Below are 14,870 nucleotides of genomic sequence, written 5' to 3' on the forward strand. Positions count from 1 at the left end.
CGGGGCGGCCGCGCTTACACCCGCGCCGCTCCACGCCCCCGCCGCGTCACGCCCGCGGTCCGCCGGTCGCGTCGCCGCCGGGCGGCCGGCGCATCGCCCAGACCGTCGGACCGCCCCCGGGCACCTCGACGCTCCCGGTCACCGCGAAGCCGACCCGCTCGTAGAACCGCACGTTCGCCGGCGACGAGGTCTCCAGCACCGCCGGCACCCCGGCCCGGTCCTGCTCGGCCAGCCCCGGCCGCAGCACCTGACCGCCCAGGCCGCGGCCCTGCCGGTCCCGGCGTACGCCCACGCTGGCCAGCAGGAACGCCGGCTCGGCGGACCTCAGCGCGGCGCAGGCGGCCTCGGCCGCGACCATGTCCGGGTACCGGTCGCCGGCCAGTTCGGCGTCGCGGGCGGCCACGGCCGCCCAGACCTCGTCCGGCACCGGGCGGTCCGGCCGCATCCACACCGCCACGGCGGCGGGCCGCCCGTCGGCGTCGAGGGCGGCCCACACGTCGCCGTACGGCAGGCCGACCGTCCCGATCGTCAGCGTGAACAGCGCGGCGAGGCGCTCCCGGTGCCGGTCCGCGGCGACCGTCCAGGTGGTCCACGCGTACCCCTCGAAGGCGTCGGCCAGGACGTCGGCCGCCGCCTCGACCAGCTCCGGCCCGATCCGCCGTACCTGCACGCGCACCCCCTCGGCCGCCACCGGCCCTCCGAACTCCGGCCACGGATCATCGCACGACGCGCCCGGGGCGTCGCCGCCGCACCGGTCCGCCGGCCCGACGGGTGATTCCGCCGCACGCAACCGGGTACTGCGCCCGGCATGCCCGCACGCTTCGAGGACTATCCCCGGATCGCCATCGTCACCGGCGCGGACTCCGGCATCGGCAAGGCCTGCGCGGTGGCCCTCGCCGAGGCCGGCTTCGACGTCGGCATCACCTGGTACGGCGACCCCGCCGGCGCCGATCGGACGGCCGCGCGGGTGCGCGCCGCCGGCCGCCGCTGCGAGGTCGCCGAGATGGACCTGACCCGGCTGCCGGACGCCGCGGGAGTCGTCGACGAGCTGGCCGACCGGCTCGGCGGTGTCGGGATGCTCGTGAACAACGCCGGCACCGGCGCGTCGGTCCCCTTCGTCGACACCGGCTGGGAGCAGTGGCGCGACGTGCTCTCCGTCGACCTCGACGGGCCCTTCCTCTGCGCGCAGCGGGCCGCCCGCCGGATGCGCGCGGCCGGCCGGGGCGGGCGCATCGTCAACATCACCAGCGTCCACGAGCACGCGCCGCGCGTCGGGTCGGCCGCGTACTGCGCGGCGAAGGGCGGCCTCGGGCTGCTCACCAAGGTCATGGCACAGGAGCTGGCCGCCGACGGGATCACCGTCAACGCGGTGGCGCCGGGCGAGATCTCCACCCCGATGACCGGGCAGGAGGACGTCGACCCGTTCACCCAGGAACGCCCGGGCATACCCGTGGGGCGGCCGGGTGACGCCCGGGAGGTGGCGGCCGTCGTGGCGCTGCTCGCCTCACCCGCCGCCGCGTACGTCACCGGCGCGTCCTGGCCGGTCGACGGCGGCATGCTCATGATGGGCCCCCAGGCGGCGGCGCTCACCACGGACGACTGGCGGCGCGTCGCACCGAGCTGACCCCTCCCTCCGGGTCGACGCCGGTCACCGTACGCGGCGGCCGTGGCGGCCCCCAGCCGCCGAACCGCCCGGACGACGACCGCGGGCCGTGGTCACGAACGGGACAGCGATCGCCAAAGCGGGCACGTATCCTCTCGTCGTTCCACGTGATCACCGGCGCCGGCACCGGCGGCCGGGCCGGAAGGGGGCCGGATGCGGCGGGCGGACGGCTGGCGCGGGGGTCGTACGCCCCGGCAGCGGAGGGCGTTCGTGATCGGTGGCGGCCTGCTCGGTGCGGCCGCCGTCATGCTGCTGGCCGCGTGGCGCAGCAGCGGCTTCCTCAGCGACCTGCTGCTCAACCTCGGCGCGAGCGTGGTGCTCGCCGCGATCTCGTACGTCATCTTCGACCCGCTGTTCGAGGAAGCCCGCAAGGCCCGCGTGCAGGAGCACCTGAGCTTCGACCAGCAGGCGTTCGTCGCCCGGCTGCGCGGCAGCTGCCGGCGGGTCCGCATCCTCGACACGTGGACCATCCTCCTCGAGGACCGGCACCGGGAGGCGACCCTCGCCGCCATGCGGGCGGCCCTGGGCAGCGGCGCCGAGGTGCAGCTGCTCCTGCTCGACCCCGACTGCACCGCGGCGCAGCAGCGCTCGGAGGAACTGGAGCGGCAGCGGGTGAACGTCCCCCGGCAGATCCGGGCCAACCTGCGCCACCTGGCCGCCTTCGCCGGTGACCTCACGCCCGAGGAGCGCGGCCGGTTCCAGGTGCGCATCTACGACGCGTCGCCGTCGATCCAGCTCTACCAGTGGGACGGGCAGGCGCTCATCTCGTTCTTCCCGATCGGCAAGCTGTCGTTCAACGTCCCGCAGCTCGAGGTGGACATGGACAGCCCGTGGGGCGGGTTCGTGCACGCCCGCTTCGAGGAGCTGTGGGAGCACGACCAGGCGACCCTGCCGCTGGAGCGGTACTGGTCGACCACGGTGACCCTGCGCCACGGGGAGTCCGACGTGGCCGAGGTGCAGGTGCCGTACGTGGTGGTGGACGAGCGGCACTACATCGACTGCGGGGCGTTGCGCCTGAGCGGGCCGCTGACCGCCCGGGCCCGGCTGCCGCGTACGCCCCGGTCCGCCCCGCGGGTGTTCGCGCTCGTGGAGCCGGCCGACGGTGACCGCGCGGCCGTGGCCCGGCACTTCGACCAGAAGTACGGGCGCGCCGACGGCGGCCGGACGGTCCTGTGCCTGGCGCCGCAGCGGGCGGCCGACGGCCGTGCCCCGGGGCCGCGCTCCCCCGCCGCCGCCGACCCGCGCTGACCGGCGGCGGGCGTCGACCGACCCCTGCGGTGCCGGGAGTCCCCGCGGGGCGGGACAATGGGGCGGGGCCCGCACGTCCACGCCGGCCGTCCGGGTCGAGCGGTAGGAGAACGGTCAGCATGTCGGAGACGTCGCGGTCGACGCGGGACGACCTGCGCGCCGACTGCGCCCGGTGCTTCGGGCTCTGCTGCGTCGCCCCCGCCTTCGCGGCGTCCGCCGACTTCGCCGTCGACAAGCCCGCCGGACGGCCCTGCACCCACCTGCGCGCCGACAACCGGTGCGGGATCCACGCCGAGCTGCGCGCGCGGGGCTTTCCCGGCTGCACGGTCTTCGACTGCTTCGGCGCCGGGCAGCAGGTCGCCCAGGTCACCTTCGGCGGGCGGGACTGGCGGGCCGCGCCCGAGACGGCGACGCTCATGTTCGACACGTTCGCGGTGATGCGGCCGCTGCACGAACTGCTGTGGTACCTGACCGAGGCGCTGGCGCTGGATCCGCCGGCGGCGCTGCGCGGGGAGCTGGAGCGGGCCCGCGCGGAGACCGAGCGCGTCACGGCCGGCAGCCCGGAGGAGTTGCTGGCGGTGGACGTCGGCGCGTACCGGGACCGCGTCAACCCGCTGCTGTCCCGGGCCGGTGACGCGGCCCGGTCCCGCGGCGGGCGGCCGGGGGCGGACCACCGGGGCGCCCACCTGTTCGGGGCGGACCTGCGCCGCGCCGACCTGCGCCGCGCCAACCTGCGGGGAGCGCTGCTGATCGGCGCCGACCTGCGCGGCGCCGACCTGCACCTGGCCGACCTCACCGGGGCGGACCTGCGCGGCGCCGACCTGCGCGGGGCGGACCTGTCCCGCGCCCTCTTCGTGCACCAGTCGCAGCTCGACGCGGCGCGCGGCGACGCGCGTACGGCGCTGCCGGCACGCCTGCGCCGCCCGCCGCACTGGACGAGCCTGCCGCTCGTCCCCGCCCGCCGCCGCCCCCGCCGCCCCCGCTGACAACTCCGCGATCTTGCAGTTTCTGCCCCGGCATACGGGACGAACGCCGCAGATCGGGGGCCGAAAGTGCAAGATCGACGGGGGACGGGAGGGGGTCAGGGCTCCTCGCGCAGGCCCGCGTGGACCGGGCAGGCCGGGCAGTGGGCGCGGTCGCAGAGCCGGCAGAGGTACGCGAGGCTGCGCCGGTCGGTGACCTCGTGGCGCAGCAGGGTCCGGGCGATGCCGGCGAGTTGCTCCCGCTGCTCGGCGTCGAGCGGCGCCAGCAGGTCGGCGAGGACCTCCTCGCGGGCCCGCAGGACGTCCCGCGCCGCCGCGACGCCCGCCGGGGTCAGGTGCAGGGCGCGGCTGCGCGCGTCCGGGCCGGGCCGGCGTTCCAGCCAGCCCTGCTCGCGCAGGCGCCGGACGAGGTGGGCCGCTCCGGGCTGGGTGAGGCCGAGTACCTGGCGGAGCCATTCGGCGGTCACGCCGGGCTGGTCCTTCAGGACGACCAGCGCCTCGGCCAGCGCCCCGCCGGCGCCCGCGGGCCCGGTGACCGCCGCCCGCATCCGCGAGCCGACGAGGAGCGCCAGCGCGCCGAGGAGGTTCGTCGCACCACCGTCGGGTAGATACATAAGCTGTGAATGTACCGCGTCGGGCGCTGGCCCTCATCGTCCTGATGAACCTCGGCTACCTGCCGGTCGCGATGCGGCACCTGCTCGTCGTGCTGCTCGGCCACCACAACACCGGGAGCTTCGCCGCCGCCGGCGCGGCCAGCGCGGCGTGCGGGATCGGGCTGGCCCTCACCGCCCCGGTGGCCGGACGGCTGCTGAGGCGGCTCGGCGACCGGCCCGTGCTGCTCGCCAGCGGCGTCGGCCACCTGGTCGCGCTGCTCGGTCTCGCGGTCGCCACCGACCCGTGGGTCTTCGTGGCGTTCGCCGCCGGCGCCGGCCTGTCCAGCCCGCCGGTGATGGGCAGCGGGCGGGCCCGGCTCGCCGTGGTCGTTCCCGCCCCGGCGCTCGGCCGCGCCTACGCGCTCAACGCCGTCGCGCAGGAACTGCTCTACGTGGGCGGACCGCTGGTGGTGACCCTGAGTCTCCTGGCGACCGGCCCGGCGGGCGCGTTGCTCGGCTTCGCCTCGGTGGGCACCGCCGCGCTGGTCGCCACCGCGTTTGTCATCCCCCGCGCTCCGGGGGACGCCCGCCGGGCGGCCGCCCCGACTCCCCCGCCGGGCCGGGCCACCCTGCGGACGCTGCTCGGCACGCACCTCGCCTACACCACCTGCATGGGCGCCATGTGGGTGCTGGTGCCCGCGTTCGCGGCCGCCGTCGGGCACCCCGACCAGGCCGGGATGCTGGTCGCCGTCTGGTCCGCCGGGAGCCTGGTCGGTGGCCTGCTCCTCGCCCGCCTGGGCCGTCCGGGCACCCCCGGCGCCGCCTACCTCGGGTTGCTCGGGACGCTGGCGGTCACCTCGCTCGCCCTGCCGCTCCCCCGTACCGTCGCGCAGATGGCCGTGGTGCTGGCCGTCTTCGGCCTGGGGCTCGCGCCCTGGCTGGCGGTCACCGACGAGATCCTCGCCCGGGCCACACCCGCGCCACGGCTCGCCGAGGCGTACGGCTGGCTGCTCACCGCCGGCCAGCTCGGCACCGCCCTCGGCGCGGCGACCAGCGGGGCGGTCAACGACCGGTTCGGCAACGCGGCCGCCTTCCTGGTGGTGGGCGCGGCGCTGGTGCTCGCCCTCGCCACCGCCGTCACCCGCCGCCGCACGCTGCGGGACCCCGGCACGCCGCCGGTCGGGACGGACCGGATCCCCGATCCGGTCGCCCCGGCCGGTCCGGCCGGTTGACGTTTCGCCGGTTTGCCCCCGGGTAGGTACGGCCGACCGGAGACGGCGCGGACGGGAGGCGACCGTGGGGTTCAGAACGCGGCAGGGCGAGCAGCCGGTCGACCCGGAGCACGCCGAGGACGAGGCCGGTCAGGCCCGGCTGGTCCAGGTCGAGGCGGACACCGACGTCCCGCCCCCGGACGACACCGACGTACGGCCGGACGTGGTCACCGAGGACGACGGATCCGGCGTGGCCGGCGGCGCCTCCGGCAGCAGCGCCGGCGGCTCCGGGATGCCCGGCCACCCCGACGCAGCCCGCTGATCCCGCCCGGCGGCCGTGTTTGCGGGACGCCGAGGAGGGCAGGAGTCCGGCATGACCGACGAACGCTTCGACCGGTCCGGCACCGACGAGCCGGACGGCACCACCGCACTCCAGGCGTCGCTGCGCCGGCCCGGCGAGTCCCTGCCCGGCGCGGACACCGGCGACGACCTCGCCGACCTGCCGGCCGAGGACACGCTCCCGGCGCGGGAGACCAGCCGCGCGGGGTACGACGTGGACGACGTCTCCGGAGCCGTCGACCCCAACCGGTGACGGCGGCCGTCAGCGGGCGCCGACCGCCGCCCGGGCCTCGGCCATGCCCCGGTTGGCCAGGGCGTCGGCGCGCTCGTTCTCCGGGTGGCCGTTGTGCCCCTTCACCCACAGCCAGGTGACCCGGTGCCGCGCGCACGCCGCCTCCAGCCGCTGCCACAGGTCGGCGTTCTTCACCGGCTGCTTCGCCGCGGTGAGCCAGCCGTTGCGCTTCCACGACGCGAGCCAGCTGGTGATGCCGTTGCGCACGTACGTGCTGTCGGTGTGCAGTTCGACGGTGACCGGCCGGGTGAGGCTCTCCAGGGCCTGGATGGCGGCCATCAGCTCCATCCGGTTGTTGGTGGTCGGGGTCGCCTCGCCGCCGCACAGTTCGCGCTCGTGCGCGCCGTAGCGCAGGACGGCGCCCCAGCCGCCCGGGCCGGGGTTGCCGCTGCACGCCCCGTCGGTCCAGATCCGCACCACGTTGCCCGCGTCCACCATGCCGGCAACCTACCTGCCGCCGGGGCGGCCGGACGCGGTCGGGCCCCGCGTGTCCCGCCTCCTACGCGAGGGTCCGCACCAGCCGGAAGCGCTCCGCCACGACGAGCGTGTCGTCGTCCACGGTGAAGTCGGGGTCGCCGAACTCCGCCCGGACCTCCGGACCGTGCCAGAACTCCTCGTGCCCGGCCCGCCACCCGGCCACCGACGTGTCGCCCTCGCCCTCGTCGACCACGTGCGCCAGGTCGACGTCCGCGAGGCGGAGGACCCGCACCTCGGTCACCTCGATCACCGCGACCGGTCGCTCCGCGGAGTCGACCACCACCGAGCGCTGGCCCACGCGGGGCAGGGGCTCCCCCTCCCGCTCGTAGCCGAGCAGGAGGCCGGTGGTGGACGTCTTCGTGCCGGCGAGGATCGCGGCCACCAGCCGGTCCCGCAGCGGGCCGGGAAACGCGAACCGGGCCCGGGGAAGATCGTCGAGATCCATCCCGCCGAGGGTAGTGGCGGCGGGCCGGGGCCGGGTGCCGGCCCCGGAGCCGGCGCGGCTCGCCGGCCGGCCCGGCCCCCGCGACCGGGCCGGACGCGACCGGCGGAAATTGCCGCGCCGGCACGGGGCCCGCTCTGGCAGGGTTGATCGTCGTGAGTGACGACTGGAGCGGCCTGCGGGCGCGGGTGCGGAAGGCGATCGACGAGCTGGTCGCCGACGGGCGGGAGTCGGCTGTGCAGGTCGTCGCGTACCTGGACGGTCGGGCGATCGTCGAGGTGCAGGCGGGGGTGGCCGACCCGGCCACGGGGCGGCCGCTCGACGCGGACACGCCGATCTGGAGCGTGTCCACCGGGAAGGGTCTCACCTCGACGGTGGTGCACGTGCTGGCCGAGCAGGGCCGGCTCGACTACGACCTGCGGATCGCCGAGGTGTGGCCGGAGTTCGCCCGGCACGGCAAGGACGCCATCACCCTGCGGCACGTGCTCGCCCACACGGCCGGGGTGCCGACCCTGCCGGCCGACGTCACGGTGGAGGACTTCACCGACTGGGACCGGATGTGCGCGATCGTCGCGGACACCGAGCCGATCGCACCGCCCGGCGCGCTGACCGCGTACCACGCCTGGACGTTCGGCTGGCTGGTCGGCGAGGTGGTCCGCCGGGTGACCGGCCGGCGCGTGTCGCAGGTGCTCGCCGAGGAGGTCGCCGGGCCGCTCGGCGTGGCCGACGAGCTGTTCCTCGGCGTACCGGAGACGCGGCTGGACCGGGTCGCCCCGGTCGCGGACCGCAACCTGTCCGCGCTGTTCGACGTCGCGAGCGCCAACCTGCCGCACTTCGACCGGGTCGCGCCGCCCGGTGTCCGGCCGGGCGCCGAGGTGGGGCGCCGCCGGGACTTCCTCGCCGCCGACGTGCCGGCCACCGGCACGATGTCCGCCCGCGCCGTCGCGCGGATGTTCGCGGCGCTGATCGGCGAGGTGGACGGCGTACGGCTGATCTCGCCCGCGCGGCTGCGCGAGGTCACGACCCGCGCCACGGCCCCCGGCCCGGAGTGGGTCTTCGGCCAGGACATGGCCTGGGGTCTGGGGTACGCGCTGGAGCCCGACGGCGCCTTCGGGTCCTCCGGCAGCGGCGGCAGCGTCGCGTACGCCTATCCGGACCTGGGTCTGACCGTGGCGGCGACGAAGACGCTGCTCTCCGCGGGCGACGGCGACCCGATGGAGGACCTGCGGGTGCTGATCCGCGACGCGGTCGCCGGAGCCCGCTGAGGGGGTCGACGCCGGCCGGGCGCGGGCCGCTCAGGCGCCGGCCCGTTCCGGCGGGGAGGCCCCGTCGCGCACGGGCGCCGGCACCAGGGGCGCCGGTCGGGGCGGGCGCAGCCGGTCGCGCAGCCGGTGCGCGGCGTCCCCCACGGCGGCGGTGACCATCGGCCGCAGCCGGGTGCTGCTCATGACGGCGAGTTCCTCGGCGGGCGTCGTGGTGCCGTCGAGGAACCGCAGCACCCGCTCGGCGGGGTTGCGGTCGAAGAGGCGCGCGAAGAACTGGGGGCCGCCGACCGATCCCCGGTCCAGGGCGCGCAACGCCACGGCGTCCATCCAGCGGTGCCGGCGGGGGTAGGCGGGTCGCGGCACGGGCGGGCGCCCGGCGGCGAGGGCACGGGCGATCTGGTCGGCCTGCCGGCGCATGGCGGAGAAGGTGAACCCGGTGGAGGGCCGGGTGGCGCCGCCGGCGGTGCCGAGCCGCACCACCCGCGGCGACGGGCGGGCGACGAACGGGCCGTCGGTCATCGGGATGACGCCGTTCTCGACCTCGCGCACGGTCAGCCGGGCCGGGTCGAGGCCGAGCAGGTCGCGGTAGCCGGCCAGCGCGGCGTCGTACCCGGCGCCGGTGAGCAGGGTGGGTGAGAACTCGGTGTACTCCACCAGGGCGTACCGGTCGCTGACCGGCAGCACGTAGCCGAAGGAGACGCCGCGGGCGGGCTGCGGGGTGCGGAAGTCCATGAGCACGGCCCGCCCGGGGTCGAAGACCGGGGCGTCGGCCTCCAGCCACCAGCCGCGGAAGTGTTGCAGCCAGTTCGTGCGGCCGGGCCGGGCGGGCGGGCACGGCCGTGAGTCGAGCACCCAGCCGGCGCGCAGGGTCCGCCCGTCGGAGGTACGGACCCGGACCCGGTCGCCGTCGTCGTCGACCGTGTCCACGGCGGTGACCATGCGGGTCGCGCCGAGGCGCCGCTCCGCGGCGGCGGCCCGTTCGTAGACGGGGCCGGAGCGGAGCATCGCGTACCGCAGCGGGGCCAGGTCGAGCACCCGGCGTCCGGTGGGCGTGAGCACCTCGGCGCGGGGCCAGCTCGCGCTCAGCAGCGCGTCGAGGTCGCCGCCGGGCCGGTCCCAGAACGCCCACGTCCGGTCCTGGCCGCGCCGGTGCACGGGGTCGACGACGGCCATCCGCAGCCCCCGTACGCCGTGCCGGTCGAGCGCGGCCAGGACCAGGGAGGCCGCGCCGCCGCCCCCGAGGAGGGCGAGGTCCACGTCGACCGAGGATCGCATCCGTCCACGCTGCCACACGGCGGGGTGACGCGGCGACGCGGTTGACAGGCAACCGCACGGCTGCCTAACGTGACAGGCAACCGATCGGTTGCCTTGAGAGGTGGGGCGTGGACGAGGTGTTCCGGGCGTTGGCGGACGTCAGCCGCCGGCGGCTGCTCGACCGCCTGAACACGCGCAACGGGCAGAGCCTGCGCGACCTCTGCGCCGGGCTCGGCATGACCCGGCAGGCGGTGAGCAAGCACCTCGCGGTGCTGGAGTCGGCCGGCCTCGTGATCACGCGACGGCAGGGCCGGGAGAAGCTGCACTACCTCGACGCGGCGCCGATCGTCGCCATCACCGACCGGTGGATGAGTCGCTACGACCGTCAGCGGGCCGAGGCGCTCGCCGACCTGCGCGCAGCATTGGAGGGTGCGCCCGTGGAGAGCCCCACGTTCGTCTACACCACCTACATCAACACCACCCCGGAGCGGCTGTGGGCCGCGCTGACCGAGCCCGCCTTCACCCGCCGGTACTGGGGCGGGGTCGCCCTGAAGTCGGACTGGCGGGCCGGCTCGCCGGTGCTCTGGCAGGACGCGCCGGGCGGCGAGTTCCGCGATCTCGGCCAGCGGGTGCTGGTGGCCGAGCCGTACCGGCGGCTGAGCTACAGCTGGCACGGATTCCAGCCGGAACACGCCGCGCACTTCGGCTGGTCGGAGGAGGAACTGGCCGCCCGGCTCGGCGAGCGCCGCTCGAAGGTGACCTTCGAGATCGAGCCGTACGGCGCGGCCGTCCGGCTCACCGTCGTGCACGACGACTTCTCGCCCGACAGCGAGATGCACCGGGCCATCAGCGGGCAGCTCGACGGCAGCGGCGGCTGGCCGGAGCTGCTCGCCAGCCTCAAGACGCTGCTGGAGACGGGCGCCCCGTTGCCGGAGCCCGCCCCGGCCGGCTGAGCATCCACCATCCGGCGTTTTCGCAGCTCCCTCTGCCTCCCGGGTGGACACGTGACGGCAACGAAGATTTCTCGTTTTCACCGGATCGGGGGGCCAACCGCCCTAGTGTTGGGCACACCGGTGCTAGTCGCGGAGTTGGCCACCCGAACGACGTCCCACGTGCTCAGCGGACGAAGAGTGAGGGAAGACGCGTATGAAGACGAAGACAGTCCTCGTGTCGGCGGCGGCCGGCGTGGGTCTCGGCGTACTCCTGTTGCCGGGCGCCGCGCTCGCCGAGACCGTCGTGTCGCCGGCCAGCACGCCGGTGGGCGGCACGGTGGTGCTCACCGCCACAACCTGCGATCCGGCGTCCGGTGACGCGATCTTCCACGTCACCGGCCCCAACCGCGACCAGAACGTCCGCTCCACCACGACCGCCCCGGGCGGCGGACTGAGCGCCGAACTGTTCACCGCCGGGTTCACGCTCGGCACCTACACCGTGACCGCCACCTGCGGTGACGGCGCCGCTGCCGGCAGCGCGACGTTCACCGTCACCCCGATCGGCGGCGCCGCGGCGGGCACCGGCGGTCGCGCCGACGGCACGGGCGCGCTGGCCGCCGGCGGCACGCTGCTCGGCGCCGCCGCCCTCGGCAGCGTCCTGCTGCTGCGCCGCCGGCGCGCCGCGTCCGCCGTCGCCTGACCTCGACCACGCCACGGGTGCCCGCACCGGCGACGAGCCGGGGCGGGCATCCGCCCGCCCGGAGGAGGTGAGCACGTGCGGTGGCACGGCACGACACGCCGGCGGGGTGCCGCCGTCGCGGCCGTCGCCCTGCTCGGCGCGGGTGGCGTCGGGCTGGTCATCGCCGGGCTGACCGCCGACCCGCCCCGCCCACCGCAGCCGGGGGCCGCCACGCCGGCGGCCACCCGGTCCGCGCCGGACCTGCCGGCGTTGCCGCACGCCACGCCGACGCTCGTGCAGATTCCCGCGATCGGTGTCCGGGCCGAGGTCGTCCCGGTGGGCGTGGACGCCGCCAACGCCCTCGAGGTGCCGCCCGGGCCCGGTGTCGCCGGCTGGTACCGCCACGGCCCCAGCCCGGGCGAGACCGGCGCCGCCGTGCTCGTCGGGCACGTGGACTCCGCGGCGGGCCCCGCCGTCTTCTTCGACCTCGGCCGGCTGCGGCCGGGCCAGACGATCCGCGTCACGCGCGCCGACGCGCGGGTCGCGACGTTCTCCGTGGACGGTGTCGGCAGGTACCCGAAGGACCGCTTCCCCACCGGCCTGGTCTACGGCCCGGCGGGCGGCGCCACCCTCCGGCTGGTCACCTGCGGCGGCCGGTTCGACGAGCGGACCGGCGGCTACGTCGACAACGTCGTCGTCTTCGCCACCCGCACCGGCTGACGCCGGCCCGGGTGCGACGCAGGCGGGCCGGACCGGTACGGCAGGATGGGCACCGTGGCGAAGCGCGGCCGACGCAGCAGCGCGCCCGGCGACCGGGCGGCGCCCTGCCCCTGCGGGTCCGGCGGGCCGTACGCCGGGTGCTGCGGGCCGCTGCACCGCGGTGAGGTCGACGCCGCCACGGCCGAGGCGCTGATGCGCTCCCGGTTCAGCGCCTTCGCCGTGGGTGACGCCGGATACCTGCTGCGGAGCTGGCACGAGCGCACCCGACCCGCCCGGATCACGCTGGACCCCGACCGGCGCTGGACCCGCCTCGAGATCCTCGCCACGGACCGCGGCGGCCTGCTCGACACCGTCGGCGCCGTCGAGTTCCGCGCGCACTACCGCGCGGCGGGGCGGCCGGGCACGCTGACCGAGCGCAGCCGCTTCGTCCGGGCCGACGGGCGCTGGGTGTACCTGGACGCCGAACCGGGCTGACCGGCCCGGCGCCTGCGCACGGCCCTCCCGGGGCGTTACGATGACGGCGGCGCCGTCCCGCGCCGCACCTCCCTCCCGGCGCTCACGCCGCCGGCTCCGCGGAGGCAAAGGGGGCCCTGAGCTCTCGGGACGCGTGCCACATGCCCCACCGCCGGCGGGGCCGACGGGAGCGTGAGTCCCTGCGGTCGCGCCGTTGCCAGGGAGCATGTGATGACCAGTCAGAAGTCCTTCAAGTCGCGGGTACGCGCCCGCATGGTGAAGACCGGCGAGAGCTACACGACGGCCCGCCGACACCTGCTGGCCCGGGCCGACCGGCCCGACGAGGGCGAAACGCCCACCCCGACCCCGCCGCCCACGGCGGCGGCCACGCAGACCGACCGCATCGCCGACGCCCTGCTGCGCGAGCGCACCGGGCGGGACTGGGCGCAGTGGTTCGGCCTGCTCGACGACTGGGGCGGCACCGCCCACACCCACACCGAGATCGCCCGCTGGCTCGTCACCGTGCACGACGTGCCCGGCTGGTGGGCGCAGACCGTGACCGTGGGGTACGAGCAGGCCCGCGGGCTGCGCGCACCCGGCCAGCGGCGCGGCGGCGACTACACGGCGGGCGGCAGCCGGACGGTCGCCGTGCCGGTGGACCGGCTGTTCGCCGCGTTCGCCGACGGGTCGCTGCGCGCCCGGTGGCTGCCCGACGTCGAGGTGCGGCTGCGGACGGCGACCCCGCCACGGACGTTCCGGGCGGACTGGGCCGGCGGGCCGACGCGGATCGTCGCCGGATTCGAGGCGGTCGGCGAGACGAGGTCCCGCGTGGCGGTGCAGCACGAGAAGGTGACCGACGCGGAGCAGGCGGCGCAGCTGAAGGCGTACTGGCGGGACCGGCTGGCCGCGCTCAAGCGGCTCCTGGAGGCGGACGGAGACGACCGATGACCATCAGCACCTTCATCAACCTGCCGGTACGCGACCTCGCCACCTCGGCCGAGTTCTTCCGGTCGCTCGGGTTCACCGGCGAGCGACCCGCGCCGGACGGGACGAGCATGATGCTGCCGCTCAACGAGACGACGCAGCTGATCCTGCACATCGCGTCGGCCTTCGCCGGGTACACGGGCGTCGCGGTCACCGACACCGGCACCAGCCGGGAGGTGATCGTCGGCCTCGCCGCGTCGAGCCGCGAACAGGTCGACGAGATGGTCGACCGGGCCGTCGCGGCCGGCGGCACGACGCTCGGCCCCGGCCAGGACTCCGGCCCGCTCTACATGCGCGGCTTCCGCGACCTCGACGGCCACCAGTGGTCGTTCCTGCACCTGGCCGGCTGACCGGAACGAGACGCCGGCCGACCGAGGCCGACCCGGGAGCCGGCGCGGGCCGACCGACGGTGACCTGGGAGCTGGCGCGGGTCAGCCGAAGCTGACCCGCGCCAGCCAGAACTCCAGCAACCCGCGGTCGCCGTGCACCCGGACCGTGCCGTCGGTGAGCGGGCGGCGCCCGTACACGGTGAGCAGCAGCTCGGTGAGGGGCCCGCGCACGGCGACAGCGGCCGTCGCGTGGCCGCGCCGCCACGCGCCGACGTCCCCCGTGAGGTCCACGAGCCACTCCGCTCCCACCTCGGGCGCCGTGTCCGTGGCGTGCAGGTGCACGGTGCGCCCGGGCCCGAGCAGCTCGCGCCGCTCGGGCTTGAGCTCCAGCATGACGGGCAGCGCGTCGAGCGCCATCCACTCGTCCAGCGCGTCGATCACGACCTCCTGCCCGGCGGTGAACGGCACGCCGAGGGCGAGGGCGGCGTCGGCCCGGTGCACCAGCGTCTCGTGGGCGAAACGGCGGGCGTAGAAGCCCGCGTCCGTCCGGCCCGGGATCGGCGTCCACACCGTGGCCCGCGGCCCGGCGGCCCGCAGCGTCCGGGCGAGCGCCACGGCGCCCTCGGCGAGCCACGGCCCGAGCACCGCGGGATCGCCGCCGGTGTGCCCGGACAGCTCCCGCAGGTCGGTGTCGGGCAGCGGGGACGTGGCTCTGGTGCGCACGGTCTCCTCGGCCCAGCGGTGCCCCGCGCCCACGTGCCGCACCAGCTGGCCGACCGTCCAGCCGGGGCACGACGGCACCGGCGTCCGCAGGTCGGCCCCGTTCAGGTACGACGCCATCGCCTCCGCCTGTGTGACGATCTCGTCGCACCAGCCGTCGAAACCCATGCCCGGCACCGCCGTCATCCCGTCGCTCCTCGTCGCTCACGGCGGCACCCCGGCCGGATGTCCGCTCACCGAAGGGTCGGAGCCGGCGGCGGCGACCCGACACCCGATGAAGTGACCC

Annotated in this window: 19 protein-coding genes; 13 read left to right on the top strand and 6 right to left on the bottom strand. The window is 76.4% G+C overall.

All coding sequences use genetic code 11. The annotated features are described in order from the left end of the window. Positions 1 to 46 precede the first annotated feature (46 nt). Complete coding sequence (locus tag OG994_RS09050) at positions 47 to 670, bottom strand: GNAT family N-acetyltransferase (protein ID WP_328853693.1); 624 nt, start codon at positions 668 to 670, stop codon at positions 47 to 49. 138 nt (positions 671 to 808) lie between these two features. Here OG994_RS09050 and OG994_RS09055 point away from each other — a divergent pair, with 138 nt between their 5' ends. From OG994_RS09055 to OG994_RS09065, 3 genes are all read left to right on the top strand, one after another. Beyond that, positions 809 to 1,624 (top strand): SDR family oxidoreductase, encoded by an 816-nt coding sequence (locus OG994_RS09055; protein WP_120331292.1) that lies wholly within the window; start codon positions 809 to 811, stop codon positions 1,622 to 1,624. A gap of 192 nt (positions 1,625 to 1,816) precedes the next feature. Beyond that, entirely contained in the window at positions 1,817 to 2,911 is a 1,095-nt protein-coding gene (locus tag OG994_RS09060) for a DUF5919 domain-containing protein (RefSeq protein WP_328852816.1), read from the top strand. A 119-nt stretch (positions 2,912 to 3,030) separates the two neighbouring features. Continuing rightward, the gene (locus tag OG994_RS09065) at positions 3,031 to 3,897 is read left to right on the top strand and encodes a pentapeptide repeat-containing protein (protein WP_328852817.1); all 867 of its coding nucleotides are present in this window, start codon (positions 3,031 to 3,033) and stop codon (positions 3,895 to 3,897) included. A gap of 95 nt (positions 3,898 to 3,992) precedes the next feature. Here OG994_RS09065 and OG994_RS09070 read toward each other — a convergent pair whose 3' ends face one another. After that, positions 3,993 to 4,508: a MarR family winged helix-turn-helix transcriptional regulator gene (locus tag OG994_RS09070; RefSeq protein ID WP_120331289.1), complete on the bottom strand. Its 516-nt coding sequence runs from the start codon at positions 4,506 to 4,508 to the stop codon at positions 3,993 to 3,995. Between the two features lie 5 nt (positions 4,509 to 4,513). Here OG994_RS09070 and OG994_RS09075 point away from each other — a divergent pair, with 5 nt between their 5' ends. The 3 genes from OG994_RS09075 to OG994_RS09085 all read left to right on the top strand — a co-directional run bounded on the left by OG994_RS09075 (position 4,514) and on the right by OG994_RS09085 (position 6,290). Further along, the gene (locus OG994_RS09075; protein WP_328852818.1) at positions 4,514 to 5,719 is read left to right on the top strand and encodes an MFS transporter; all 1,206 of its coding nucleotides are present in this window, start codon (positions 4,514 to 4,516) and stop codon (positions 5,717 to 5,719) included. A 64-nt stretch (positions 5,720 to 5,783) separates the two neighbouring features. Further along, positions 5,784 to 6,020: a preprotein translocase YidC gene (locus OG994_RS09080; RefSeq protein WP_120331287.1), complete on the top strand. Its 237-nt coding sequence runs from the start codon at positions 5,784 to 5,786 to the stop codon at positions 6,018 to 6,020. Positions 6,021 to 6,071: 51 nt separating this feature from the next. After that, on the top strand, positions 6,072 to 6,290 hold the full coding sequence (locus OG994_RS09085; protein ID WP_120331286.1) for a hypothetical protein: 219 nt from the start codon (positions 6,072 to 6,074) through the stop codon (positions 6,288 to 6,290). Between the two features lie 9 nt (positions 6,291 to 6,299). Here OG994_RS09085 and rnhA read toward each other — a convergent pair whose 3' ends face one another. Both rnhA and OG994_RS09095 read right to left on the bottom strand, forming a co-directional pair. Next, entirely contained in the window at positions 6,300 to 6,767 is a 468-nt protein-coding gene (gene rnhA / locus OG994_RS09090) for a ribonuclease HI (RefSeq protein WP_328852819.1), read from the bottom strand. Between the two features lie 61 nt (positions 6,768 to 6,828). Then, entirely contained in the window at positions 6,829 to 7,251 is a 423-nt protein-coding gene (locus OG994_RS09095; RefSeq protein ID WP_120331359.1) for an ASCH domain-containing protein, read from the bottom strand. A gap of 152 nt (positions 7,252 to 7,403) precedes the next feature. Between OG994_RS09095 and OG994_RS09100 the strand changes: the two genes are divergently transcribed. Beyond that, complete coding sequence (locus tag OG994_RS09100) at positions 7,404 to 8,513, top strand: serine hydrolase domain-containing protein (protein ID WP_328852820.1); 1,110 nt, start codon at positions 7,404 to 7,406, stop codon at positions 8,511 to 8,513. A gap of 30 nt (positions 8,514 to 8,543) precedes the next feature. Here the strand turns inward: OG994_RS09100 and OG994_RS09105 are convergent, their stop codons facing one another. Then, the gene (locus OG994_RS09105) at positions 8,544 to 9,788 is read right to left on the bottom strand and encodes a lycopene cyclase family protein (protein ID WP_328852821.1); all 1,245 of its coding nucleotides are present in this window, start codon (positions 9,786 to 9,788) and stop codon (positions 8,544 to 8,546) included. A gap of 107 nt (positions 9,789 to 9,895) precedes the next feature. Here OG994_RS09105 and OG994_RS09110 point away from each other — a divergent pair, with 107 nt between their 5' ends. The 6 genes from OG994_RS09110 (at position 9,896) to OG994_RS09135 (ending at position 13,885) form a co-directional block, all read left to right on the top strand. Further along, positions 9,896 to 10,720: an ArsR/SmtB family transcription factor gene (locus tag OG994_RS09110; RefSeq protein ID WP_328852822.1), complete on the top strand. Its 825-nt coding sequence runs from the start codon at positions 9,896 to 9,898 to the stop codon at positions 10,718 to 10,720. 193 nt (positions 10,721 to 10,913) lie between these two features. Next, a complete protein-coding gene (locus OG994_RS09115; protein WP_328852823.1) occupies positions 10,914 to 11,399 on the top strand; it encodes a hypothetical protein in 486 nt (161 codons plus the stop codon). Between the two features lie 75 nt (positions 11,400 to 11,474). Further along, entirely contained in the window at positions 11,475 to 12,098 is a 624-nt protein-coding gene (locus OG994_RS09120) for a class F sortase (protein ID WP_328852824.1), read from the top strand. Positions 12,099 to 12,143: 45 nt separating this feature from the next. Continuing rightward, positions 12,144 to 12,572, top strand: a complete 429-nt coding sequence (locus tag OG994_RS09125) for a YchJ family protein (RefSeq protein ID WP_407942576.1) — start codon at positions 12,144 to 12,146, stop codon at positions 12,570 to 12,572. Positions 12,573 to 12,782: 210 nt separating this feature from the next. Then, a complete protein-coding gene (locus OG994_RS09130) occupies positions 12,783 to 13,499 on the top strand; it encodes a hypothetical protein (protein WP_192902281.1) in 717 nt (238 codons plus the stop codon). Then, positions 13,496 to 13,885, top strand: coding sequence for a VOC family protein (locus OG994_RS09135; protein ID WP_328852826.1), 390 nt, complete (start codon positions 13,496 to 13,498; stop codon positions 13,883 to 13,885). Before OG994_RS09130 ends, OG994_RS09135 begins: the two co-directional genes overlap by 4 nt. An 81-nt stretch (positions 13,886 to 13,966) precedes the next feature. Here OG994_RS09135 and OG994_RS09140 read toward each other — a convergent pair whose 3' ends face one another. Further along, positions 13,967 to 14,770, bottom strand: coding sequence for a maleylpyruvate isomerase family mycothiol-dependent enzyme (locus tag OG994_RS09140; protein ID WP_328852827.1), 804 nt, complete (start codon positions 14,768 to 14,770; stop codon positions 13,967 to 13,969). Between the last annotated feature and the right edge of the window lie 100 nt (positions 14,771 to 14,870).

Origin of the sequence: Micromonospora globbae (assembly GCF_036184225.1) — a bacterium.
Taxonomy (GTDB): Bacteria; Actinomycetota; Actinomycetes; order Mycobacteriales; family Micromonosporaceae; genus Micromonospora; species Micromonospora globbae.